Origin of the sequence: Actinotalea alkalitolerans, from assembly GCF_023369855.1 — a bacterium.
Lineage (GTDB): Bacteria > Actinomycetota > Actinomycetes > Actinomycetales > Cellulomonadaceae > Actinotalea.
In genome coordinates this window covers 159,493-182,437 of the sequence record NZ_JAMBPP010000002.1, presented here as the reverse complement: position 1 = coordinate 182,437, position 22,945 = coordinate 159,493, and the positions used below count along the sequence as shown (strand labels likewise).

Below are 22,945 nucleotides of genomic sequence, written 5' to 3'. Positions count from 1 at the left end.
GCCCATGCCCCCCCTCCCGCCCCCCCCCCCGCACACGCCCGCGCCCGACCCCGCCGGCGGGGCGCCGCCGCCCCCCGCCGACCTGCTGCGCCTGCGGTTCTCGACCGACCTGTTCCGACTGGGGGACGCCGAGCTCATCGAGCAGAAGGTCACCTTCCCGGGCAGCGGGCCGGACGCGGTACCCGGGGTGATCATGATGCACGTCGACGACACCGTCGGTCCCGACGTCGACCGGTCGTTGGACGGGATGCTGGTGGTGTTCAACGCCACCGACACCGAGGTCACCCTCGGCGTCGACGGGCTCGCCGGAGCGGACTACACCCTCTCGGAGGTTCTTGAGCAGGGCAGCGACGAGGTGGTCCGGCAGACCGCATGGGACGCCGCGACCGGCGAGGTGACGGTGCCCGCGCGCACGGTCACCGTGCTGGTCGACGACCAGGAGGCTCCCGGGGGCGGGGGGTCGTGGCCGGGGCCGAGCTGGCTGTGGGAGTGGCTCTCCTCGTTGCTGCGGCACCTGTTCGGGTTCCTGCGCCCCTGACGGGCGGACCGTCGTCGACGGGTGGACGGTGGGGTGCGCACCGCGGTGCGCACCCCACCGTCATGTCCGGGCGACCGCGCGCCGGAGGTCATCCTGCAGGTCGGCGACCGTCGAACCACCGGTGGTGAACAGGGACACGGCAGCGCTGATCTCCTCCAGGACGGCGGGGGCGACCGCCGAGCCGTGCGCCAACGAGGGCACCAGGACCCCACCCTGGTACGCGGACAGCGCGGAGCGCTGATAGGTCTCGAACACCGCCGGGTTGGCGTCCAGGCGGGCCGGTATCGAGCCCTTGGTGGTCGAGAACGCCGTCTGGGCCGAGAGCGAGGAGACGGTGTCCAGCCACGCCTCGGCCGCGTCGGGCCGCCGAGCACCCACAGGCAGGGTGAACGCGTCCACCACGAGGTCGAAGGTCCCGGCGGTCCCCGGCACCGGGAACCACCGGTAGTCCACGCGCTCGGCCTGGCCAGACTCACGGAAGAGCGCCAGCGCCCAGTCGCCCATCACGGTGAACGCCGCGTCGCCGTCGATGACCCGCTGGGCGGCGTCGGGCCAGTCGAGGCCGTCCCGGCCCGGGTCGGAGTAGCCGACGAGGCGCTCGAAGTCCTCGAGCGCAGCGGTGACCTCGGGGGAGGCCCAGTCGGTGCTGCCGTCCCAGAGCCCGACGTAGCCGTCGGCACCCAGGTCCGCCAGGAGGACGGTCTCGAGGAGGTGCACCTGCGTCCACGTCGAGCCCAGCGCCAGCGGGATGCGTCCGGTGGCGGCCACCGCCTCGAGCGCGACGAACCACTGGTCGAGGTTCGTGTAGGAGGTGCCCGGGTCGAGCCCGGCCGCCTCGAGGACGGCCGTGCTCGCCCACACCACGTTGGCCCGGTGGATCGCGGTCGGGACCGCGTAGACCGCCCCGTCGACGCTCACCTGCTCGAGGAGGTCGGCCGAGAAGACCCCGTCCAGTCCCAGCCGGGTGTAGAGGGCGGTGAGCTCCTCGAGATGGCCCGCGGCCACGTGGTCGGCGAGCTCTGCGCCCGCATGGACCTGGAAGGTGTCGGGCGGGTCGCCAGCAGCGATCCGCGAGCGCAGCAGGTCCTTGGCGACCGACCCCGCGCCGCCGGCCACCCCGCCGTTGACGAAGGTCGTCCCGGGGTGCTGGTCGGCGAACTCCGCAACCAGGGAGTCCAGCGCGAGCTTCTCCGACCCGCTGGCCCACCAGGAGAAGACCTCGACCTGGTCGGGTGGCGGGGTCGGCGTGGTGGCGGGTGAGCGGTCCGGGGTGCAGGCCGTCAGCACGAGTGCGCCCAGGGTCATCGTGATCAGGGCGTGCGTGCTCACGCGCAGGCGCGTCCTGGTGCGCATCGTCGCTGGTACCTCGGTTCCACCGGGGGCGTGGGGCTCGTGGCGGCACGGGGCCGCCTCGCCAGTGTGGCGCAGGTCGGGGTCCCGTGGTGCCACCTGGCCGCCATCCAAGGCTCAGCGACCTGCGGTGTCAAGGGTGCGGGGACCGCCGCGGGGAGGGTCGCGAACCGCGGGGGGCGTGGCGCGCGATATCCTCCGGTGTGGCCAAGGACCGGGCGACGCCGGGATCCCAGACGTCGCTGCGTGAGGCCAACAGGGCTCGGATCGTGAGCGCGGTGCAGCAACGCGGGTCCATCACCCAGGTCGAGCTCTCCGGGGTCACCGGCCTGTCGCCCGCGACCATCTCCAACATCGTCAAGGAGCTGGCCCTGGCCGGCGTGCTCCGGACCACACCGACCTCGCGCAGCGGACGCCGCGCGCTGCAGGTCACCCTGGCCCGCACCGTCGGCCTGGTCGCAGGCGTGCACTTCGCCGACCGGTCGCTGCGGGTCGCCCTGGCCGACGTCTCCCACCACGTGGTGGCCGAGCAGCGACTGCCGCTGCCGCGCGAGCACCGCGCCGACGACGGGCTCGACCGGGCCGCCCTGATGATCGAGGAGATGGTCGACGCCCTGGACTCGACCCTCGCCGAGGTCCTCGCGGTCGGTGTGGGGCTGCCGGCGCCGGTGGACGTCCGCACCGGCCAGGTCTCGGCCGTCGGGCTGATGCGCGGCTGGGACGGGGTGGTGGTCCCCGAGGTGCTCGGTCGGCGCCTCGGGCTGCCGGTGCACACCGACAACGACGCCAACCTCGGCACGCTCGCCGAGGCCCGGCTCGGCGCGGCCCGGGGGGCGCGCAACGCCGTCTACGTGCGGGTCGCCCACGGGGTCGGTGCCGGGCTGCTGCTCGACGGTCGTGTCTTCCACGGGCGCAGCGGCGCTGCCGGTGAGCTCGGCCACGTCCCCGTCGTGGACGACGGCCTCGAGTGCCGGTGCGGCGGTCGCGGCTGCCTCGAGACCGTCGTCGGGGCCCCCGCGCTGCTCGCCCGGCTGCGGCCGACCCACGGGCACCTGACCCTGCGGGACGTCGTCACCCGCGCGCTGGACGGCGACGAGGCCTGCCGGGAGGTGGTCACCGACGCCGGCACCCACCTGGGAGTCGCCATCGCGGCGGTCTGCGCGATCGTCGACCCCGAGCTCGTCGTCGTCGGGGGCGAGCTCGCGCACGCCGGGGCGCTGCTGCTGCGCCCGCTCGACGTGGCGCTGGCCGCGCGGGTCATGACCAGCACTGCGGGTCCGGTCGCCGTCACCGCCTCGGCGCTGGGTGACCAGGCCGAGGTCCGTGGTGCGCTGGCGCTGGCGCTGGACGCCTACCAGGTGGGTTCGGCGATGCCCGTGGGGGTGGTCCGATCATGAGGCGTCCGCTGCACCGCCGGTCCGTCGTGGTCGCCGCGCTGGTCCTCGTGGTCGGCGTCCTGCTCGGCGCCTGCACGGGCGACGGTGAGCCCACCGCGAGCCCGCAGGACGGGACGCGACCCACGATCGCCCTGCTGCTGCCCGAGTCCAAGACCGCCCGGTACGAGGGGATCGACCGCCCGGTCTTCGAGCAGGTCGTCGCCGAGCGCTGCCCGGGGTGCCGGGTGCTGTACGCCAACGCCGGGCAGGACGCCGCACGTCAGCAGCAGCAGGCCGAGTCGGCGCTCACCCAGGGGGCCCAGGTGCTGGTGCTCGGCGCGGTCGACGCCGCCGCGGCCCAGAGCATCGTGGTGGCCGCCAAGGAGCGCGGGGTCGCGGTGATCGCCTACGACCGCTTCGTGGCCGACGTCGACCTGGACTACTTCGTGGCCTACGACAGCACGCGGGTCGGTCAGCTGCAGGGCGAGGCGCTGGTCCGCGCCGTCGGGCCGGACGTCGCTGTGGACCAGGGCGTGCTGCTGGTCCACGGGGCGGCCACCGACCCGAACGTCGCAGGCCTCAAGGCGGGTCTGCGCCGCGCGCTCGACGAGTCGGGGCTGACCGTGCTCGCCGAGTACGACACGCCTGACTGGAGCCCCGACAAGGCCCAGGAGTGGGTCCAGGGGCAGCTCACCGAGTACTCCGGACGGGTGGTGGGCGTGTACGCCGGCAACGACGGCACCGCGGGGGGCGCGATCTCCGCGATGCGGGCCGCGGGGATGGACCCGGTGCCGCCGGTCACCGGGCAGGACGCCGAGCTCGCCGCCGTCCAGCGCATCGTGTCGGGGGACCAGCACATGACCGTCTACAAGGCGATCAGCCAGCAGGCGCGCACCGCCGCCGAGCTCGCGGTGCGGGTCGGCCGCGGGGAGACCCCGGCAGCGACCGCCACCGTGCACGGCGTCCCGAGCGTGCTCCTCGCACCGGTCGCGGTGACCCTCGGTGACATCCCCAGCGTCATCGTCCGCGGTGGCGTGCACAGCGTCGAGGAGATCTGCGTGGAGCCCTACGCCGCAGCGTGCCGCAGGGTCGGACTGCTCGAGACGACGGAGGACCGATGAACCCGCACGTCCCTTCCCCCCGCCCCACCGGGCCGGCCCCGCGGACGGCGCCCGTCTCGGCCCGTCCGCCCGCGGTGCTCTCCCTGCGGGGTGTCTCGCAGAGCTTCGGCGCGGTGCGTGCCCTGGTCGACGTCGACCTGGACGTGCACGCCCGCGAGGTGGTCGCGGTGGTGGGGGACAACGGCGCGGGCAAGTCGACCCTGGTCGGGGTGATGTCGGGCGTCACGGTCCCCGACTCCGGGGAGGTGATGCTCGAGGGCGTCCCGGTCCAGCTGGGCAGCCCCGCGGTGGCCCGCCAGCTGGGCATCGCGACGGTGTTCCAGGACCTCGCGCTGTGCGCCGACCTCGACGTCGTGGAGAACCTCTTCCTCGGCCACGAGGTGCGCCGGGGCCCGGTGCTCGACGAGATCGCCATGGAGCGTGAGGCGTGGCGGCTGCTGGCCCAGCTCGCCGCCCGGGTGCCCTCGGTGCGGGTGCCCGTCGCGACCCTGTCCGGCGGTCAGCGGCAGGCCGTGGCGATCGCCCGCGCCCTGCTCGGTGAGCCTCGGGTGGTGATCCTGGACGAGCCGACGGCAGCGCTGGGCGTCACCCAGACGGCCGAGGTCCTCAACCTCGTCGAGCGGCTGCGTGACCGTGGGCACGGGGTGGTGCTCGTGAGCCACAACATGGCCGACGTGCAGGCCGTGGCCGATCGGGTCGTGGTGCTGCGGCGCGGTCGGCTCAACGGGGACTTCGACGCCGACACGGCCCGCTACGAGGACATCATCGCCGCGATCACCGGGGCGAGTCCCGCCCTGTCCGGGGGCTCCCGGGCGGCGCAGCCCCGCCACCCCCGAGGGGAGACCTCATGAGCTCGCACGGACTCGCCGGCACGCTGACCGCGCCGGGTGGAGCGGCCCAGCGGCCCGCGGGGGGGACCTCGAGCTGGCGGCACGGCGGAGCACCCTGGGGCGCCGGTGGTCAGCGTGAGCTCGGTGCCCTGCCCGTGGTGGTCGCGCTGATCGTGCTGGCCCTGGTCTTCCAGGCGTTCAACAGCAACTTCCTCTCGCCCGACAACCTGGTCAACCTCACCATGCAGTCGGCCACCACCGGGGTGGTGGCCCTGGGCATCGTGCTGGTCCTGCTGGTCGGTCAGATCGACCTGTCGGTCGGCGCGGTGAGCGGGCTCGCGGCGGCGGTGGTCGCCGTCGGCTCGGTGCAGCAGGGATGGCCGCTCGCCGTCGCGGTCGGGGCGGCCGTCGTGCTCGGCGCGGCGGTCGGGGCGCTCTACGGGGTGATGTTCACCCGGCTGGGAGTCCCGAGCTTCGTCATCACCCTGGCCGGCCTGCTGGTCGCGCTGGGCCTTCAGGTCCGGGTGCTCGGCTCGACCGGGTCGATCAACCTCCCGTACGAGTCCTGGTTGGTCCGCTTCAGCCAGCAGACCTTCCTGCACCCGGTGGCCTCCTACGCGCTCGTCGCCGGCGTCGTGCTCGCGTACGCCGGGTCGCGCGTGGTCGAGAAGCAGCGCCGCGAGAGCGCCGAGCTCGCCGCGGCCTCGGTCGGGACGATCGTCGTCCGCTCGGCGGTCCTGCTGGTGGTGCTGCTCGCCCCGGTCGCCTACCTCAACCTCAACCGCGGGGTCGGTGCGATGTTCGCGGTCTTCCTGGGGCTCGTCGCCGGGACGGACCTGCTGCTGCGGCGTACCCGCTGGGGTCGCTCGGTGCGGGCGATCGGGAGCAACGTCGACTCCGCCCGACGGGCCGGGCTCGCGGTGCGTCGGGTGTACGTCTCGTGCTTCATGGCGTGCGCGGCCCTCGCGGCGCTGGGCGGGGTGCTCTCGGCGGGTCGGCTCGCCGCCGCGAACCAGGGCACCGGAGGGTCCGACCTCAACCTCACGGCGATCGCCGCGGCGGTGATCGGCGGCACGAGCCTGTTCGGCGGGCGCGGCTCGGCCTGGTCGGCGCTGCTCGGCGTGCTGGTCATCCACTCGATCGCGAGCGGGCTGACGCTGCTCAACCTGGACAGCTCGATCCGCTACATCGTCACCGGCGTGGTGCTCGCGCTCGCGGTGACGATCGACTCGCTGGGCCGACGGCGACGGACCGGCGTCGCGCCACGCTGAGGGTGGGTGCCGGCCCCGCGGCCGGCTGTCGCCGTCTCAGCGGAGGACGGCCGCCTCAGCGGAAGACGATGGTGCGGTGGCCGTCGAGCAGCACGCGGTGCTCGGCGTGCCAGCGCACGGCCCGGGCCAGCGCCCGACGCTCGACGTCCTGCCCGAGGGCCACGAGGTCCTCGACGGTGCGGCTGTGGTCGACCCGTTCGACGTCCTGCTCGATGATCGGTCCCTCGTCCAGGTCGCCGGTGACGTAGTGCGCGGTGGCCCCGATGAGCTTGACCCCGCGGTCGTGGGCCTGGGCGTAGGGGCGCGCCCCCTTGAAGCTGGGCAGGAACGAGTGGTGGATGTTGATCATCCGCCCGCTGAGCTCGCGGCACAGCGGGTCGGAGATGATCTGCATGTACCGCGCGAGCACGACGAGCTCGACGTCGAGCTCGTCCACGAGCTCGAGCAGCCGGGCCTCGGCCTGCGGCTTGGTGTCGCGGGTGACCGGCACGTGGTGGAAGGGGATCCCGTAGAACCCGGCGACCCCGGCCAGGTCGGTGTGGTTGGACACGACCGCCACGATCTCGACGGGCAGCTTCTCGGACTGCTGGCGGAAGAGCAGGTCGTGCAGGCAGTGGGCGGCCGTGGAGACCATGACCACGGTGCGCATCGGCCGACCGGCCACGTCCAGGCTCCACGTCATCGAGAACTGGTCGGCGAGCTCGGCCATGGCCGCGCTGAGCTCCTCGCCCGAGACCGTCGACTCGACCTGGACCCGCATGAAGAACAGCCCGCTGAGCGGGTCGCCGAACTGCTGGGACTCGGTGATGTTGCCGCCGTGCTCGGCGAGCAGGCCGGCCACGGCGTGGACGATGCCCGGGCGGTCGGGGCAGGACAGGCTGAGCACCCAGTGGGTGGGCGTCGGTCCTGCGGGGCTCGAGGTGGTGTGCTGCCCGGCGTTGTTCACGCGCACACGCTAGCCGAGCCGAGCGGCGCACCCGCGCCTCGCCGTCGCGATCGGGTGAGGTTGGCGCTGCGCATCGCGACCGAAACCTCACACGACTCCGCGGCGGGTGGGGTTGGGAGGGATCAGGGTGGTGTCTCGTCAGGGGAGCCTCGGGTGCGACCGGGACGGGCGGGGTGCCACCATGAGGGCATGAGCACCGAGGTCAGCATCCGGCCCGTCACCGCCGAGGACGCAGGTGAGCTCCTCACGCTGCGCCGGGCGGCCTTCGTGACCGAGGCCCAGGTCTACGGCGATCCGAGCATCCCTCCGCTCACCCAGACCCTCGCCGAGCTGCGTGCCGACCTGGCCACCGACGGGGTGATCACCCTGGGCGGGTGGGCAGGGCACCGTCTGGTCGGGTCGATCAGGGTGCTCCTCGAGGGGCAGAAGGCGACCCTCGGCAGGCTCGCTGTCGCCCCCGACCTGCAGGGGCAGGGGATCGGCACCCAGCTGCTGCTCGCGATCCTGCCGTACCTGCCCGAGGACACCTCTGAGGTCTGGGTCTTCACCGGCCGCGACTCGGTGCACAACCTGGCGCTGTACGAGAAGCACGGCTACACCCACCAGCACGACCAGACGGCGGGTGACCTGACCTATGCCTACCTGCGCAAGTTCCTCGGCGGTGGCGACCTGGACCTGGACGGCGTCGTCGGGGCCACCGACCCCACCGGCTGAGGGACTACCGCGTATAAGCGTTTGGTTATACGCTCCTCGGGTGCACGCACTCGACGTCCTCGGCGACCCGGTCCGACGGCGGCTCGTCGAGATCCTCGCCGCGGGCGACCGGCCTGCCGGTGAGGTCTCGGCAGTCGTCGAGGCGGAGTTCGGGATCAGCCAGCCCGCGGTCGCCCGCCACCTGCGGGTGCTGCGTGACGCCGGCACGGTCACCCGCCGCGCCGACGGCCCACGCCGCATCTACAGCCTGGACCGGGCGGTGATCGAGGACCTGGAGTCCGTGGTGGACCGGTACCGGTCCCTGTGGGCGCAGCGGCTGGACGCGCTCGACACCGAGATCGCCCGGGGCGTGCACGAACGCCCGAGCACGACCGACCCAGGAGGAGACCGCACATGACCACGACCTTCGGCTCCGTCGCCCGCCGCGGCGAGCTCGTCGACCTCACCTTCGACCGGGTCTACGCGACCACCGTCCCCGACGTCTGGAGCGCGGTGACCGAGCCCGCGCGCCTCGCCCGGTGGATGACCACCTACACCGGTGACCTGCGCCTCGGCGGACGCTGGGACGCGCACGAGACGGACGGATCGGTCTACTGCTCGGGCACGGTGACCGAGTGCGACCCGCCGCACCGCTACGTCACGACCTGGGAGTACGAGGGGGTCGCGCCGAGCACGGTCACCGTCACGGTCACCGAGCACCCCGAGGGGGCGCTCCTGGTGCTCCAGCACGACGGGATCGCCCAGACGGGGTACGCACCGGGATGGCAGGCCTATCTCGAGCAGCTCGACGAGTCGCTGCCTGTCGGGGCGTCGTCGCAGGTCGACCCGGACCGCCCCGCGGGGGTGACCTGGGAGGCGCGGTACGAGGCGCTGCGGCCCGTGTGGTCCGCCCGTCTGGCAGCCACGACCGGGTCGACGACCTGACCCCGCGCCGCGGTTGCTAGGCTGGGCCCGTCGCAACTGGCGAACGGGTGGGTCACCACCGGGGAGCGACGCAGCAGCAGACTTCGGGTCGTACGCCTGGGCCCTTCGGTCACCACACCACGTGTGTGTGCCCGGACCGATCCCGGGATCCCCACATGCACTGCTGAGGCGAGGAGAAGCATGAGCTCCGATGTCATGAACCAGTCCCTGTCCGAGCTGGACCCGGAGATCGCCGCCGTCCTGGACGGCGAGCTGGACCGCCAGCGCGGGACCCTCGAGATGATCGCGAGCGAGAACTTCGTGCCGCGCGCGATCCTGCAGGCCCAGGGCTCGGTGCTGACCAACAAGTACGCCGAGGGGTACCCGGGCAAGCGGTACTACGGCGGCTGCGAGCAGGTCGACGTCGCCGAGGAGCTCGCCCGCTCGCGGGCCGTCGCGCTGTTCGGTGCCGACCACGCCAACGTCCAGCCGCACTCGGGGGCGCAGGCCAACGCCGCCGTCCTGCACGCGCTGGCCAGCGCGGGGGACAAGATCCTCGGTCTCGAGCTCGCCCACGGTGGGCACCTCACCCACGGCATGAAGCTCAACTTCTCGGGCAAGCTCTACGACGTCGCCGCGTACGGGGTCGACCCGCAGACCTACCTGGTGGACATGGACGTGGTGCGTGCCGCAGCGCTCGAGCACCGCCCCCGGGTGCTGATCGCCGGATGGTCGGCCTACTCGCGCCAGCTCGACTTCGAGGCCTTCGCCTCGATCGCGCAGGAGGTCGGCGCCTCGCTGTGGGTGGACATGGCGCACTTCGCCGGCCTGGTCGCCGCGGGCCTGCACCCGACCCCGGTGCCGCATGCCGACGTCGTCTCCTCGACGGTCCACAAGACCATCGGCGGCCCCCGCTCGGGATTCATCCTGACCCGTGAGGCGCTCGCCAAGAAGATCGACTCGGCGGTGTTCCCGGGCCAGCAGGGCGGGCCGCTGATGCACGTCATCGCGGCCAAGGCGGTGGCCTTCAAGATCGCCTCGACCGAGGGGTTCCGCGAGCGGCAGCAGCGCACCATCGACGGCGCCCGGATCATCGCCGAACGCCTGGCAGCCCCGGACGTCGCCGCGGCCGGCGCCTCGGTGCTCACCGGTGGCACTGACGTGCACCTGGTGCTGGTCGACCTGCGCAGCTCGGCCCTGGACGGTCAGCAGGCCGAGGACCTGCTGCACGCGGCCGGGATCACGGTGAACCGCAACTCGGTGCCCTTCGACCCGCGCCCCCCGCGCGTCACCTCGGGCCTGCGCATCGGCACCCCCGCCCTGGCCACCCGCGGGTTCGGTGACCCCGAGTTCCGTGAGGTCGCCGACATCATCGCCACGGCCCTGGTCCAGGGTCAGGGGGCCGACGTCGACGCGTTGGCCGCACGGGTGCGCACCCTGACCGACGGCTTCCCGCTCTACCCGGGTCTGCAGCAGTGACGGCGAGCGACGAGGGCGCCGGCCTGACCGACGCCGCGGCACCGGTGGCGACCGACGAGGCCCTGCCCGACGGCGCCGTGGGCACGGCCGAGACGGCGAGCCCGACCGGTACCGCGCAGGTCCTGGACGGCAAGGCGACGGCGGCTGCGATCAAGGCCGAGCTCGCGGTGCGGGTGGCCGCGCTGCGTGAGCAGGGCGTGGTCCCCGGGCTCGGCACGGTCCTGGTCGGTGACGACCCCGGCTCGCGCGCCTACGTGGGCGGCAAGCACCGCGACTGCGCGGAGGTGGGGATCGCCTCGATCCGTGAGGACCTGCCGGCCGACGCGACCCAGGCCGACGTCGAGGCGGCGATCGACCGGCTCAACGCCGACCCGGCGTGCACGGGCTACATCGTCCAGCTCCCGCTGCCCCGGGGCATCGACGTCAACGCGGTGCTCGAGCGCATCGACCCGCGCAAGGACGCCGACGGCCTGCACCCCACCAACCTCGGTCGGCTCGTGCTGCGGGTCAACGAGCCGATCGACTCACCCCTGCCCTGCACCCCGCGAGGCATCCTCGAGCTGCTGGGGCGGTACGGGCTGAGCGTCAACGGCGCCCACGTCGTGGTGCTGGGTCGAGGGACCACGGTCGGGCGCAGCATCGGGCTGCTGCTGACCCGCCGGGAGCACAACGCGACGGTGACGCTGACCCACACCGGGACGCGTGACCTGCTCGCCCACCTGCGCACCGCCGACGTGATCGTGGCGGCCGCGGGGGTGCCGGGGATCGTCCGGGCGGAGGACGTCAAGCCCGGTGCGGTCGTGCTCGACGTCGGGGTCTCGCGGAGCGTGGACGAGTCCACCGGACGGGCCCGGCTCGTCGGTGACGTCGACCCCGGGGTCCGTGAGGTCGCCGGGTGGATCTCGCCCAACCCGGGTGGGGTGGGTCCGATGACCCGCGCGATGCTCCTGGCCAACGTGGTCGACTCGGCCGAGGCCGCGCTGCGCTGAGGAGGCGGCGCGGTCTGCGTCGTCGACCGGTCGCGAGGATGTCGGGCATGTCGGTGGTGTGAGGTTGGATGTCCTGGTGCTGACCATCGCGACCGCCAACGTCAACGGCATCCGTGCCGCCTTCCGCCGGGGGATGGGGGACTGGCTCGACGAGCGCAAGCCCGACGTCCTGCTGCTGCAGGAGGTCCGGGCGCCGCAGGAGATGGTGGGCGACTTCCTGTCGCCCGACCTGTGGGACCTCGCCCACGCCGCGTGCGAGATCAAGGGGCGTGCCGGTGTCGCGATCGCCTCCCGCCTGCCGATGAGCGCGATCCGCATCGGGCTGGACCAGGGCGTCCCGGTCAACACCGGTCGGTGGGTCGAGGCGGACCTCGAGCTGCCCGACGGCGAGCCGCTGACCGTCGTCTCGACGTACATCCACTCGGGGACGGTCGGCACGCCGTCGATGGCCGAGAAGTACCTGTTCCTGGACCTGGTGACCGCACGGCTGGCCGAGCTGCGCGCCGGGGGCGGCAGGGTCGTCGTGGCCGGGGACGTGAACATCGCCCACCGCAACGCCGACATCAAGAACTGGAAGGGCAACCTCAAGGCCGCGGGCTTCCTCCCCGAGGAGCGTGCCTACCTCGACCGGTGGTTCGCCGGCGGCTGGGTGGACCTGGGGCGTCGGTTCGGCGGCGAGGGACCGGGGCCGTACACCTGGTGGTCCTGGCGCGGGCAGTCCTACGCGAACGATGCCGGGTGGCGCATCGACTACCAGCTGGCGAGCCCGGCTCTGGCCGAGGTGGCCCGCACGGTCGAGGTGGACCGGGCGCCGACCTACGAGGAGCGCTGGAGCGACCATGCGCCGGTCGTGGTGACCTACGAGGTCTGAGCGGTCGGCGCGGTCTGGTCGGGCACGATGTGGTCGGGCACGGCGAGGTCGCGCATCGTCCTGAGCGGTGACAGCAGCACGGGCAGTGCCGCGAGGGCCGTCCCGGCGGCGGCGACCCACAGGGTGGGCACGATCCCCAGCTGCGTCCCGAGGAGCCCTCCCAGCAGGCCGCCGAGCGGCACGGTGCCCCAGACGATGAACCGCACCGAGGCGTTCATCCGTCCGAGCAGAGCAGGCGGGCACAGCCGCTGCCGGAAGCTCACCTGGGCCACGTTGTAGACCACGACGGCGAAGCTGAACAGGGCTCCGCCGGCGACCAGCGGCACCTCGGGAGGGACGCCGAGGTCGGCGAGAGGCAGGGCCAACGGGCTCAATGTGAAGGCCGGTCCCATGGCGAGCGCCGAGAGCACGATGATCCGCCCCTCACCGACCCACCGGGCGGCCCGGTCGGCCGACACGGCGCCGACGAGCCCACCGATCGCCGAGGCGGAGAACACCAGACCGAGCCCGGCCTCGTCGAGCCCGAGCACCCGCAGGGCGAAGATCACGGTCAGCGCACTCGCGACGGCGTTGAACAGGTTGCCGATCGAGGTGCATGCCACGATGCGCCGGAGCAGCGGCTGGCGGACCACGAACTGCAGGCCCTCGGCGATCTCGGTGCGCAGCGGGCGACGGTCCTCGCGTCGCGGCAGGGTCTCGGGCTTGTCGATGCGTCCGACGGCAGCGGCCGAGAGCAGGTAGGTGACGACCGTGACAGCGATGAGGGCGGGCGCACTGATCACCCGCAGCAGCGCCCCACCCACCGCGGGCGCGGCCACCATCGCGACCGAGTGCGTGGCCTGGAGCTTGGAGTTGCCCTCGACGATCCGGTCCAGGCCGACCAGGCCCGGGACGTAGCTCTGGTGGGCGACGTCGAAGAAGACCGTTCCTGCACTGATGAGCAGGCCCGCGACGTAGAGCAGCGGCATCGACGCGTGGCCCGTGAGCGCGGCGACCACCACGACCGTCAGCACCGCGGCACGGACGAGGTCGGCGACGATCAGTGTGCGGCGCTTGCGCATCCGGTCGACCCAGGCGCCCGCCGGGAGGCCGATCACCAGGAAGGCCGCGGTCTCGGCGGCGTTGAGCACCCCCATCTGCCAGGCAGTGGCGTCGAGGTGGGTCACGGCGAAGACGGGCAGGGCGAGCCCGGTGAGCTGCGCGCCGAACTGGCCGAGGGCGTCGCCGACCCAGAGCTGGCGGAAGTTGCGGTGGTGCACCAGCGACCGGCGTCGCGTGACGGAGGTGGTGCTCATGGACGGATCATGACGTGACTGATTGGGAGATGTCAATCAGTGGGTAGGATCGAGTATGGACGACGACGAGGCGACCGACGACGCGACCCTCGAGGCCGACGCGCGGGCGCTGGCCTCGGTGGTGCGGATCCGGATCCTGCGGCTGTGCCTCGACGAGGCGCTGACCAACAAGGAGATCGCCGACCGGCTGGGCCGCGACCCGGCCACCACCTACCACCACGTCCGCACGCTGGCCGAGCGCGGTTTCCTGGCCGCCCAGCCCGAACGGCGGGGGACCCGGGGAGCCCGCGAGGTGCCCTACCTCGCCACCCGCAAGTCCTGGCGCACCCCGGGCGGCCCGACCATGGGCCAGGTGCTGATCGACACCTTCGTGGCCGAGGTCGCCGAGGCGGACCCGGCCGGCGTCCGTACGGTGCGGTTGGGAGTGCGCCTGGACGCGCCGGCCGTGGCCGAGCTGGACCGCCGGATCGGTGAGCTCTTCCAGGAGCTCGCCGACCGCCCGGTCGACCTCGCAGCGACGCCCTACTCGATCTTCTACGCGATGCACGAGGACGTCGGCCGCCGTCCCCGGTGAGCGACCGGCCCGCAGCCGGGCAGGTAGGGCTCAGGTGCCGCCGCGCAGCGCGGTGATCGGCTCGATCGCAGCGGCCTTGAGTGCGGGGTAGGTTCCCGCACCCAGGCCGATGACCCCGCCCAGCAGCGCCGCGCCGGCCACGACGGCGTTGTCCAGGATCGGCGTCCACTCCTTGCCGAACGAGACCCCGACCACGACCAGCACCCCCAGCGCGGCACCGATCAGGCCGCCCAGCAGACCGATGACCACGGACTCAACCAGGAACTGGCTCCCGATGTTCGTCCGTGTCGCACCCAGCGCACGACGCAGGCCGATCTCGCCCACCCGCTCCATGACCGAGAGCAGGGTGACGTTCGCGATACCGAGTCCACCGACCAGGAGCGCCACCGCGCCCAGGGCCAGGAAGATCGAGTTGATGTCGGCCTGGACGTTCTGCTGGACCTGGGAGCCGCTCGGCGGGACCTGCACCTCGAAGGTCTCCGGGCGCGAGGGGTCCAGTGCCCAGGGCGTCTGCTCACCCACCACCGACCCGGCGCCGACGGCGATCGTCGCGTGGGCCTGCTCGAGCTGGGTCATGCCGAAGTCGGCCCGGGCGGTGCCCACGGGCAGGATCACGGCGTCGAGCAGGTCTCCGCGACGCTGGACACCGTCGATCACGCCGATCACCGTGTACGACCGCTCGCCGATGAAGATCGAGGGCTGCCGGTCCACCCGGTGGACGCCGAGCCGCTGGGCCGCGCGGGCACCCAGCACGACGATCCGGTCGGCACGCGCGTCGTGCCCGGCGTCGAAGTAGCGACCGGTCACGACGGTGCCGCGCACCGCCTCGAGGAGGCCCGGTGTGGTGGCGAGCACCTGCGGGGCGACGGCCGCGGCCGCCGAGGGGTCGTTGACCGGCACCGCGGTGATCCGGGCGTTGTTGGTGTTGACGCTGCCGACCGCGCCGACGGCCTCGATCCCGGCCAGACGCACCATCCTGTCCTCGACGTCCCAGGGGATCCGCCCGATCGCACGCTCACCACCCTGCGTCCGGCTCGTCGTGGGCTGCACGAGGACCTGCGTCGCGGCCACCGCGTCGAACTGGCGGGCGATCTGACCGGCGGCGGTCTGGGCCAGCCCGATGGTCACCACCAGCGAGCCGATGCCGAGCACGGTGCCGACGATCGTCAGCACGAGCCGCCCGGGACGCGCCCCGATCCCGTGCGCGGACTCGGCCACGAGGTCGCGGATGCCGAACCGGTCCAGTGCACCGCCCCCGGCGAGGACGGGCACGGGCGGGGTCCCCGATCGCCTCAGCCGCGCCGGGAGGTGCAGCCACCTGGCACGGCGCGAGCGCGCCGGACGCGGGTCCCGAGGTGGTCGTCCGGAGCGGCGCCGCACCTTCGGCCACCGCACCATCAGGCCACCTCGGTGAGCGTGCCGTCGGAGATGCGGACCCGTCGCTCGGCGCGGCTGGAGACCGTGGCGTCGTGGGTGATCACCACGAGGGTCAGCCCGTCACGGTGGAGCTCGTCGAACAGGTCGAGCACGTCGGCCGAGTTGGATGTGTCGAGGTTGCCCGTGGGCTCGTCGGCCAGGAGGACGTGCGGGGAGGCGATCACCGCACGGGCGATCGCCACGCGCTGACGTTCACCACCCGACAGGACCGTGGGAAGGAAGTCGAGACGGTGCGACATGTGCACGCGCTCGAGCGCGGCCAGGGCCCGGTCGCGTCGCTCACCACGGGGGACACCGCTGTACAGGGTCGCGAGCAGCACGTTGTCGAGCACCGTGCGGTGCGGCAGGAGGTGGAACGACTGGAAGACGAACCCGATCCGGCCCCCACGCAGCCGTGCCCGGACCTTCTCCGAGGCGGTGCCGGTGGCGACCCCGTCGAGCAGGTAGTCGCCCGAGGTGGGGCGGTCCAGGAGCCCCAGGATGTGCAGGAGCGTCGACTTCCCCGAGCCCGAGGGGCCGATGATCGAGACGTACTCACCGAGCTCGATCCGCAGGTCGGCGTCGCGCAGGGCCTCGACCGGCGGTTCGCCGGGGAACGAGCGGGTCAGCCGGCGCAGCTCGATCACCGCGGGCGGTCGGCTGTCGACAGGATCCGGCTCCGGGTGCGGTGCCGGGTTCTCGAAGAGGTCCACGGCGGTCATCAGCCGGCCGCGTCCTGGGTCTCAGCCTCGTCGGTCTCCTCGGTCTGCGTGTCCGAGGAACCCGACTCCTCGTCCTCGTCGTCCCCGCTGGAACGGGTGATCCCCACGACGACACGGTCGCCGACGCCCAGCTTCCCGCCGTCCACCGCGGTGACCTCGACGAAGCCGCCGGCAGCGAGCCCGGTCTCGACCGTCACGAGGGTCGAGACACCGTCGCCGTCGAGAACCTCGACACGAGCCTCGCCCCCGGGACCGGCCGAGAGCGCTGCGGTGGGCACGGCGAGCACCTCGCCGCCGGTCGAGCTGACCGGGACCCGTACGCGCACGTTCGAGCCCTGGAGCTCAGCGCGCTGCTCCTCGGTGAGCTCCCCGGGCACGATGATGATGCGCTTGCGACCCGAGTCGCTGCCGGAGGAGCCACCCGATCCACCGTCCCCGCCGTCCCCGGAGGTCGTCGTCGGTGGCGCGCCGATGGACTCGATGGTCCCCGGGACGTCCACGCCGCCGGGGAGCGTGATGATCGCCTCGGCACCGACGGTGAGGAGCCGGGCATCGACGTCGGAGGCCGAGCCCGCGATCTGCAGGGTCGCGCCCGAGACGCTCATCACCGAGCCGGTCACGGTCGAGCCGCGGCTCACCGTGACCTGGTCGACCCGGCGCGGTGTCGTGGACAGGTAGACCACCTCGCTGGCCGGCAGTGGGGTGAGGGTGTCGCGCTGCGCGGCGGACAGGTCCTGCTGCGCCTCGGCAAGTGCTCGCTGGGCCGAGGCGAGCGCTGCCTGCTGCGACGACACGTCGGGTGCGACGTTGCCCTCGTCGCGGGCGGCGATCGCGTAGGCGAGCGCGCCGTCGGCCTCGACGACCGCACCCGGGTCGCAGAGCTGTCCCTCGACCGGTGCGTCGCAGGCCTGTCGGGCAAGGTCGAGGCGGGCCTGGGCGCTGTTGACCTCGGCCTGCAGGCGAACCCGCTCGGAGTGCTGCACCCCGGCACGGGCCGCGGTCAGCTCACGCTGCGACGAGGCGACCTGCTCCTCGGCGGAGCGTACGGCGGCGCGAGCGCTGTCGACGGTGGCGCCGGCGTCCTCGCTCGCCGACGGTGCGGGATAGCCGATCCGGTTGTACAGCTCGGCGACCCCCGCCGCGGCCGCGGCGTCGTACGCGTCGGACTCCGCACCACCCGGGTCGATGCCCAGGGAGAGCAGCGCCTGCTTGAGCTGGAGCACGTCGGGGCCCGACACCCCGGCCCGCAGCGTGCGGTACACCGGCAGCTCGCCGGGCAGCAGGATCACCGGCCGACCCGTGATCTCGAGCATGACCGCCCCCGCCTCGAGGGTCGCCCCGACCTCGGGGACCTGCCCGGTGACGATCGCCGGGCCGCCGATGTCGCCGGTCTCGACGGTCACCTGGACCGGGTCCTCGTAGATCGCGTCACCACGGATGGTGACGTCGTTGGCCAGCGCGCGTGACTCCACGGGGACGGTGATGGGACCGGCCTCGGGCGGCTCGGCGTTCGCGGCCGCCTGGGCCGGGGAGATGATCAGCTTGCTGAGTCCGATGCCCGCGATCAGGCTCACCACCGCGACGGCTGCGATGATCCAGATCGTGCGGGTCGAGCCCGTCATCGTCGAGACCTTCACGGCCGCCCCCGCCTCGGGGTCGTGGCGGGCAGCACGGCGGTCGCCGTGCGGGGGGACGTCCGGATCATCGTACAGGCCTCTCGTGGCGCGTGGTCAGGAGTGCGCAGGTCGGGCTGCGCGGGGTCGTGTCGCGGTCAGCTGGCCTCGTTGAACGCTGCGACCCACGCCTCGAGCTCGGCCTTGTGGGCGTCGACGAACTCCTGCTGGTACTCGAAGTTCACGTCGCGCTGGACCTTGTCGTAGCGGATCTTGTCCTTGCACTCCCAGTCGGCGACGGCCGTGGCGATCTCCTCCTCGGTGATCTCTGCGAGCTGGCTGTCCACCGTCGCCTGGAAGGCCTCCCAGTCCTCTTCGGTCGAGTCCTCGGTCCACTCGTAGCCGTCGTAGATCGCGTTGACCCGCTCGTGGATCGAGTTCTCCGCGTCGCCGACCGCGGCGAACCCGCTGTAGCCGGCGTCAGCCATGCAGGTCGACCACTTGCTGTTGAGCTCGGTCACCCGGGGGTCGTTCATCGAGCTCTCCCACATGGTGTTCATCTCCTCCTGGAGGGCCTCGAACTGCGGGTCGTTGAAGCCGCCGTCGGTGTCCCAGACCTCGTGCTGGGCCTTGCCGCTGCAGCCGGCCTGCTCCCAGTCCCACTCGACCTCGGCCTCAGGGTCGGACTCGTCGAAGGTCTGGACGCCGTAGAGAGCCTCGTAGTAGGCCGCCTGCTCGGTCTCGGACATCGACTCGAGGTACTCCTGGTTCGGGTCGAACCACTCCTGACCCTCACCCTCGTCGGGCATGGGCTCCTCGGCGTCGCCCCAGGGGTCGGTGGTCGCCCCGTAGCCGTACTTCTCGGCGAACTCCTTGCTGCCCCATTCCACGTCGAGGTCGTCCGAGGAGTAGCTCCCGCCGCTCATCGAGGAGTAGTCCACGGGCGTGTACTCGAAGCCGAGGTCCTGCATGCACCTGGCAGTGATCTCCTCGACCTCGTTCTGCTTGGCGTTGCTGTCCTCCTCGGACCACTCGCCGTACATCTGCTCGAAGAACGCGTCGAGCGGACCCGCCTCGGGGGTGCTGCTCTCGTCACCTCCGCCCGTCGAGCAGCCGGCGAGGACCAGCAGGAGGGCCATGCCGCCTGACGCGGTGGCGGTGCGGAGCGTGGTCGTCATGACAGAACCTCTCGGTCAGGCGTGCGGGCGGGGCTTCGTGGAGAACGTAGCGATCGGCGCCGGGCGCGCAGATCGTCCTGTGGGATGACATCGGCGAGGGGTGCCCCCCCTTGGAGGAGGACGTACGGGGGAGTCAGAACGTTGTGTCACGTTCGCGAGGAGTCGTGGCGATGCCTCGTCGCGGTGCCCCGGCACATCGGCACGCCGAGGGCGGCATCCGGCGCGTGCGTCGATCATCGGTGCCCCCGTGCTCACCGCAGCCGGCCGGTCCCCCCGGATCGGTCCTGGCTGCGCGAGGAAACCGTACCGAAGACAGCGCTCCCACGGTGTCACGACGCGGTCACGATCCGCACCGGGCATCGCGCGCCCACCGTCGTGCACGACGCTCCAGGTGGCACGGCGACCTCCGGTGGGCGCGGACCGCGGCGCGGACCCCTCACCGAGCCTGTGTCACGGGACCCGGCCGGCTTGCAGGGTCCCGCCGGCCGTCAGTCGCGCCCGGCAGGTCCGTCTGCGATCGCGACCAGGAAGGCCGGGGCGGTCATGCCCTGGCGGTCGAAGGCGCGTGCGACAGCGGTGGCCACCGCGGAGAGGTCCGCCGTCCGGACCAGGGCGACAGCGGAGCCACCGAAGCCCCCGCCCACCATCCGACCACCCAGTGCACCCGCGGCGATCGCGGTGTCGACGGCGAGGTCGAGCTCGGCGCAGCTCACCTCGTAGTCGTCCCGCAGCGAGGCATGGGCGGCGGTCAGCACCGGTCCGATCTCCTGGACCGCGCCGCTGTCGAGAAGCTGCTCGACCAGCTCGACGCGGGCGTTCTCGCGGACCACGTGGCGTACCCGTCGGCGGGCGACAGCACCGCCCTCACCGTCCACGGCGCCGGTCAGCGCGGCCAGCGCCGCCTCGAGGTCGTCCACCTCCCGCAGGGTCCTCAGGCCCAGGTGGGCCGCGGCCCGCTCGCACGTCTCGCGCCGCGCGGCGTACTGGCCGTCGGCGAGCTGGTGGGCGGCCCGGGTGTCGATGACGAGCAGGGCGAGGTCGTGGGCCGCGAGGTCCAGGGGGATGTGGCGGGTCGACCCGTCGCGGCAGTCCAGGAGCAGGGCGTGACCGGCGCGGCACCGCAGCGAGGCCGACTGGTCCATGCCTCCGGTCGGGGCGCCGGCGATCTCGTTCTCGGCGCGGATGCACGCGGCGACCAACCGGGTGCGACCGGCGTCGTCGCCCGCCAGGCCCAGGCCGTGCACCTCGTCCAGCGCCACGGCCACGGCGCACTCGAGGGCAGCCGAGGACGACAGCCCTGCGCCGTACGGCACGCACGAGTCCACGACCGCGTCGAACCCGCGGACGTCGTGCCCGGCCGCGCGCAGCGCCCAGGCCACGCCGACGGCGTAGGCCGTCCACCCCTGCACCGTGCCCGGTCCGACCTGCTCGAGACGGACCGTGCGCAGGCCGGCTGCGGGCTCCTGCGCAGAGGCCAGCCGCACGACGTCGTCGGGCCGGCTGCGCAGCGCGACGTAGGTGCGGTGCGGAAGGGCGATCGGCAGGCACAGCCCTCCGTTGTAGTCGGTGTGCTCACCGATCACGTTCACCCGGCCGGGAGCGGACCACAGGCCGTCGGGCTCACCGCCGAAGCGCTCGGCGAACGCCGTGGCCACCCGGGCTGCCCCGGCGTCCCGGTCCCAGGACTCGATCCACTCGACGCTCATGCGGAGACCTCCTGCAGACGGGCGGCGATGCGCTCGGGGGTGGTGTCGCTGATCCAGGCCGCCTGGCCCGACTCGACCCCGGCGAGGTACTTGAGCCGGCCGGGGGCCCTCAGCACCGAGAAGATCTGCAGGTGCAGGCGACCCAGCTCGCGACCCTCGCCGACCACGGCCTGGTGCCAGCCCGAGATGTAGGGCAGGGGGATGGGTGCGCCGGTCTCGGGCTCCACGAAGAACCTGTCCAGCCGGCCCAGCAGCGTGAGGTAGGTGGTGGCCAGGTCGTCCCGTTCGGCGTCGGTCAGGCCCGGAAGGTCGAGCACGTCGCGACGCGGGGCCAGGTGGACCTCGACCGGCCACCGGGCGGCGGCCGGGACGTACGCCACCCAGTGCTCGGACTCCAGCACGACCCGGGTCCCGGCCCGCAGCTCGGCGTCGAGCACCTCGCGCAGCAGGTGGCCCCCGGTGCGCTCACGGTGAGCGGCGGCCTGGCGCAGCATCGCCTGGGTGCGCGGGGTGACGAAGGGGAAGGCGTAGATCTGACCGTGCGGGTGGGGGAGGGTGACGCCGATCTCCGCGCCGCGGTTCTCGAAGCAGAAGACCTGCTCGATGCCGGGCAGGTCGCTGAGCGCGGTGGTGCGGTCGGCCCAGGCCTCGATGATCGTCCGCACACGTCGCGGTGTCAGGCCCGCGAAGGAGCCGCTGTGGTCCGAGCTGAAGCACACCACCTCGCACCGCCCGGCGGCGGGTCGGGCGGGCCACACGGCCTCGCCGTCCACCGACCAGCCGTCCTCCAGGGTGACCCCCGGGAGCTGCATGAGCGCCGGGAACCGGTTCTCGAAGACGGCGACGTCGTAGTCGGTGTCCGGGATCTCCCCGTCGGAGTACGCGGCGCCGGGGGTCGCCGGGCACAGCGGGCACGAGTCCGCGGCCGGGAGGAAGGTCCGGTTCATCCGGTGGGAGGCCATCGGGATCCAGTCCCCGGTGAGCGGGTCGAGTCGCATCTCGGGGCCCGTCACCGGCCGCGCGACGCCGTCGGGCCCGACGACCGGGGCGAACCTGTCCGGCAGCGGGCGGGGGTCGTCCAGCCGCCGGGTCCGGGCGCCCGAGACGTGGTCCGGGGAGTCGTCGAAGTAGATCAGCTCGCGACCGTCGGCGAGGGTGGTGGCGGTTCGCCGGAGGTCGGTCACGGGTGCTCCTCGGTGGGGTGGGCGGGACGGACGACGACCAGGTGCCCGACGACGTCCTGCACGGTGGCGCGGACCTCCTCGGGCAGGCGGTCATCGGTGATCAGGACGTCGACGGCAGTCAGGTCGACGATGCGGCTCAGGCCGATCGCGCCCCACTTGGTGCGGTCGGCGAGCACCACGGTCTGCCCCGCGGCGGCGATCAGGGCGCGGTCGGTCTCCGCCTCGAGCAGGTTGGGGGTGGTCAGCCCTGCGGTGAGGTCCAGGCCGTGCACGCCGAGGAAGAGGGTGTCGACCCGCAAGGTGGCCAGCGCCCCGGTCGCGACCGGCCCGACCAGGGCGTCCGAGGGGGTGCGAGTCCCGCCGGTGAGCACGACGGTGAGCTCACGGTCCTCGGGGCGGTGCAGCGCCTCGGCGGCAGGCAGGGAGTTGGTCACCACGGTGAGCGGACGCAGCGTGGTGTCGGCGGCGATGAGCTCGGCGAGCAGGTGCGTGGTCGTCCCGGCGGACAGCGCGACGGCGCCTCCGGCCTCGACCAGGGTCAGGGCGTGGGCCGCGATCGCGGACTTCTCGTGCGCGGCGAGGCCGCGCTTGGCGCCGAAGCCGGGTTCGTGGGCCGCGTGCCGGGCGTCGACCGCTCCGCCGTGCACCCGGTGGACCAGGCCGCGGCGGGCCAGCTCGGCGATGTCGCGCCGGATGGTCATGTCCGAGACGTCCAGGCTGGTCACGAGGTCGGCCACCCGGACCGCTCCGCGCGAACGGATCTCGGTCAGGATGAGCTCCTGGCGCTGGGTCGCGAGCATGGAAACAGTATCCACCACAACTCAACACTTTCCAACATGCCCGAGCCCCGGGGTGGCCACCAGGACGGG

General features: G+C 73.0%; 22 protein-coding genes and 1 riboswitch. Of the genes, 12 read left to right on the top strand and 10 right to left on the bottom strand.

Annotated features, from left to right (window positions below):
- Positions 1-538: alpha-1,6-glucosidase domain-containing protein (locus M1R94_RS02625; RefSeq protein WP_249380113.1), on the top strand; the 538-nt coding region annotated here is incomplete at its 5' end.
- 60 nt (positions 539-598) lie between these two features.
- On the opposite strand, the gene M1R94_RS02620 is transcribed toward M1R94_RS02625, so the two are convergent.
- Positions 599-1,867 carry an ABC transporter substrate-binding protein gene (locus M1R94_RS02620; RefSeq protein ID WP_249380112.1) on the bottom strand — a complete coding sequence of 423 codons (1,269 nt, stop codon included), beginning with the start codon at positions 1,865-1,867 and terminating at the stop codon, positions 599-601.
- A gap of 224 nt (positions 1,868-2,091) precedes the next feature.
- Here M1R94_RS02620 and M1R94_RS02615 point away from each other — a divergent pair, with 224 nt between their 5' ends.
- Genes M1R94_RS02615 through M1R94_RS02600 form a run of 4 tightly spaced genes read left to right on the top strand, consistent with a single transcriptional unit; the run spans position 2,092 to position 6,486 of the window.
- Entirely contained in the window at positions 2,092-3,285 is a 1,194-nt protein-coding gene (locus M1R94_RS02615; protein ID WP_249380111.1) for an ROK family transcriptional regulator, read from the top strand.
- Positions 3,282-4,385 carry a substrate-binding domain-containing protein gene (locus M1R94_RS02610; protein WP_249380110.1) on the top strand — a complete coding sequence of 368 codons (1,104 nt, stop codon included), beginning with the start codon at positions 3,282-3,284 and terminating at the stop codon, positions 4,383-4,385. Before M1R94_RS02615 ends, M1R94_RS02610 begins: the two co-directional genes overlap by 4 nt.
- A complete protein-coding gene (locus tag M1R94_RS02605; RefSeq protein WP_249380109.1) occupies positions 4,382-5,236 on the top strand; it encodes an ATP-binding cassette domain-containing protein in 855 nt (284 codons plus the stop codon). Before M1R94_RS02610 ends, M1R94_RS02605 begins: the two co-directional genes overlap by 4 nt.
- The gene (locus M1R94_RS02600) at positions 5,233-6,486 is read left to right on the top strand and encodes a sugar ABC transporter permease (protein ID WP_249380108.1); all 1,254 of its coding nucleotides are present in this window, start codon (positions 5,233-5,235) and stop codon (positions 6,484-6,486) included. Before M1R94_RS02605 ends, M1R94_RS02600 begins: the two co-directional genes overlap by 4 nt.
- Before the next feature lie 55 nt (positions 6,487-6,541).
- Here M1R94_RS02600 and purU read toward each other — a convergent pair whose 3' ends face one another.
- Positions 6,542-7,432: a formyltetrahydrofolate deformylase gene (purU, locus tag M1R94_RS02595; protein WP_249380107.1), complete on the bottom strand. Its 891-nt coding sequence runs from the start codon at positions 7,430-7,432 to the stop codon at positions 6,542-6,544.
- Between the two features lie 189 nt (positions 7,433-7,621).
- Here purU and M1R94_RS02590 point away from each other — a divergent pair, with 189 nt between their 5' ends.
- The 6 genes from M1R94_RS02590 (at position 7,622) to M1R94_RS02565 (ending at position 12,388) form a co-directional block, all read left to right on the top strand.
- Positions 7,622-8,146: a GNAT family N-acetyltransferase gene (locus tag M1R94_RS02590; protein ID WP_249380106.1), complete on the top strand. Its 525-nt coding sequence runs from the start codon at positions 7,622-7,624 to the stop codon at positions 8,144-8,146.
- 40 nt (positions 8,147-8,186) lie between these two features.
- The gene (locus M1R94_RS02585) at positions 8,187-8,543 is read left to right on the top strand and encodes an ArsR/SmtB family transcription factor (protein ID WP_249380105.1); all 357 of its coding nucleotides are present in this window, start codon (positions 8,187-8,189) and stop codon (positions 8,541-8,543) included.
- Positions 8,540-9,070 carry an SRPBCC family protein gene (locus M1R94_RS02580; RefSeq protein WP_249380104.1) on the top strand — a complete coding sequence of 177 codons (531 nt, stop codon included), beginning with the start codon at positions 8,540-8,542 and terminating at the stop codon, positions 9,068-9,070. Before M1R94_RS02585 ends, M1R94_RS02580 begins: the two co-directional genes overlap by 4 nt.
- Positions 9,071-9,092: 22 nt before the next feature.
- A riboswitch (ZMP/ZTP riboswitch) is annotated at positions 9,093-9,179 on the top strand.
- A gap of 71 nt (positions 9,180-9,250) precedes the next feature.
- Positions 9,251-10,528 (top strand): serine hydroxymethyltransferase, encoded by a 1,278-nt coding sequence (glyA, locus tag M1R94_RS02575; protein WP_283252803.1) that lies wholly within the window; start codon positions 9,251-9,253, stop codon positions 10,526-10,528.
- A gap of 77 nt (positions 10,529-10,605) precedes the next feature.
- On the top strand, positions 10,606-11,517 hold the full coding sequence (locus tag M1R94_RS02570; protein WP_249380282.1) for a bifunctional methylenetetrahydrofolate dehydrogenase/methenyltetrahydrofolate cyclohydrolase: 912 nt from the start codon (positions 10,606-10,608) through the stop codon (positions 11,515-11,517).
- Positions 11,518-11,593: 76 nt separating this feature from the next.
- Complete coding sequence (locus M1R94_RS02565; protein ID WP_249380103.1) at positions 11,594-12,388, top strand: exodeoxyribonuclease III; 795 nt, start codon at positions 11,594-11,596, stop codon at positions 12,386-12,388.
- On the opposite strand, the gene M1R94_RS02560 is transcribed toward M1R94_RS02565, so the two are convergent.
- Positions 12,376-13,683, bottom strand: coding sequence for an MFS transporter (locus M1R94_RS02560; RefSeq protein WP_249380102.1), 1,308 nt, complete (start codon positions 13,681-13,683; stop codon positions 12,376-12,378). The two genes, M1R94_RS02565 and M1R94_RS02560, sit on opposite strands and share 13 nt — an antisense overlap.
- 55 nt (positions 13,684-13,738) lie before the next feature.
- On the opposite strand from M1R94_RS02560, the gene M1R94_RS02555 reads away from it, so the two are divergent.
- On the top strand, positions 13,739-14,257 hold the full coding sequence (locus M1R94_RS02555) for an ArsR/SmtB family transcription factor (protein WP_249380101.1): 519 nt from the start codon (positions 13,739-13,741) through the stop codon (positions 14,255-14,257).
- A 30-nt stretch (positions 14,258-14,287) separates the two neighbouring features.
- On the opposite strand, the gene M1R94_RS02550 is transcribed toward M1R94_RS02555, so the two are convergent.
- From M1R94_RS02550 to M1R94_RS02520, 7 genes are all read right to left on the bottom strand, one after another.
- On the bottom strand, positions 14,288-15,529 hold the full coding sequence (locus M1R94_RS02550; RefSeq protein WP_249380100.1) for an ABC transporter permease: 1,242 nt from the start codon (positions 15,527-15,529) through the stop codon (positions 14,288-14,290).
- 125 nt (positions 15,530-15,654) lie between these two features.
- Entirely contained in the window at positions 15,655-16,395 is a 741-nt protein-coding gene (locus tag M1R94_RS02545) for an ABC transporter ATP-binding protein (RefSeq protein ID WP_249380099.1), read from the bottom strand.
- Positions 16,395-18,017: an efflux RND transporter periplasmic adaptor subunit gene (locus tag M1R94_RS02540; protein WP_249380098.1), complete on the bottom strand. Its 1,623-nt coding sequence runs from the start codon at positions 18,015-18,017 to the stop codon at positions 16,395-16,397. Before M1R94_RS02540 ends, M1R94_RS02545 begins: the two co-directional genes overlap by 1 nt.
- A 149-nt stretch (positions 18,018-18,166) precedes the next feature.
- On the bottom strand, positions 18,167-19,186 hold the full coding sequence (locus M1R94_RS02535) for a hypothetical protein (protein WP_249380097.1): 1,020 nt from the start codon (positions 19,184-19,186) through the stop codon (positions 18,167-18,169).
- Between the two features lie 488 nt (positions 19,187-19,674).
- Positions 19,675-20,892: a galactokinase gene (galK, locus tag M1R94_RS02530; RefSeq protein ID WP_249380096.1), complete on the bottom strand. Its 1,218-nt coding sequence runs from the start codon at positions 20,890-20,892 to the stop codon at positions 19,675-19,677.
- Positions 20,889-22,076 (bottom strand): galactose-1-phosphate uridylyltransferase, encoded by a 1,188-nt coding sequence (gene galT / locus M1R94_RS02525; protein WP_249380095.1) that lies wholly within the window; start codon positions 22,074-22,076, stop codon positions 20,889-20,891. Before galT ends, galK begins: the two co-directional genes overlap by 4 nt.
- Positions 22,073-22,876 carry a DeoR/GlpR family DNA-binding transcription regulator gene (locus tag M1R94_RS02520; RefSeq protein WP_249380094.1) on the bottom strand — a complete coding sequence of 268 codons (804 nt, stop codon included), beginning with the start codon at positions 22,874-22,876 and terminating at the stop codon, positions 22,073-22,075. The genes galT and M1R94_RS02520 overlap by 4 nt, the downstream gene beginning before the upstream one ends.
- Positions 22,877-22,945: the final 69 nt, after the last annotated feature.

Coding starts and splice junctions, on each gene's coding strand:
- M1R94_RS02600 (WP_249380108.1), top strand. CDS start 5,233: ATGAGCTCGCACGGACTCGCCGGCACGCTGACCGCGCCGGGTGGAGCG.
- M1R94_RS02605 (WP_249380109.1), top strand. CDS start 4,382: ATGAACCCGCACGTCCCTTCCCCCCGCCCCACCGGGCCGGCCCCGCGG.
- M1R94_RS02580 (WP_249380104.1), top strand. CDS start 8,540: ATGACCACGACCTTCGGCTCCGTCGCCCGCCGCGGCGAGCTCGTCGAC.
- M1R94_RS02610 (WP_249380110.1), top strand. CDS start 3,282: ATGAGGCGTCCGCTGCACCGCCGGTCCGTCGTGGTCGCCGCGCTGGTC.
- M1R94_RS02520 (WP_249380094.1), bottom strand. CDS start 22,876: ATGCTCGCGACCCAGCGCCAGGAGCTCATCCTGACCGAGATCCGTTCG.
- galK (WP_249380096.1), bottom strand. CDS start 20,892: ATGAGCGTCGAGTGGATCGAGTCCTGGGACCGGGACGCCGGGGCAGCC.
- M1R94_RS02535 (WP_249380097.1), bottom strand. CDS start 19,186: ATGACGACCACGCTCCGCACCGCCACCGCGTCAGGCGGCATGGCCCTC.
- M1R94_RS02560 (WP_249380102.1), bottom strand. CDS start 13,683: ATGAGCACCACCTCCGTCACGCGACGCCGGTCGCTGGTGCACCACCGC.
- M1R94_RS02540 (WP_249380098.1), bottom strand. CDS start 18,017: ATGACGGGCTCGACCCGCACGATCTGGATCATCGCAGCCGTCGCGGTG.
- M1R94_RS02555 (WP_249380101.1), top strand. CDS start 13,739: ATGGACGACGACGAGGCGACCGACGACGCGACCCTCGAGGCCGACGCG.
- M1R94_RS02545 (WP_249380099.1), bottom strand. CDS start 16,395: ATGACCGCCGTGGACCTCTTCGAGAACCCGGCACCGCACCCGGAGCCG.
- M1R94_RS02590 (WP_249380106.1), top strand. CDS start 7,622: ATGAGCACCGAGGTCAGCATCCGGCCCGTCACCGCCGAGGACGCAGGT.
- glyA (WP_283252803.1), top strand. CDS start 9,251: ATGAGCTCCGATGTCATGAACCAGTCCCTGTCCGAGCTGGACCCGGAG.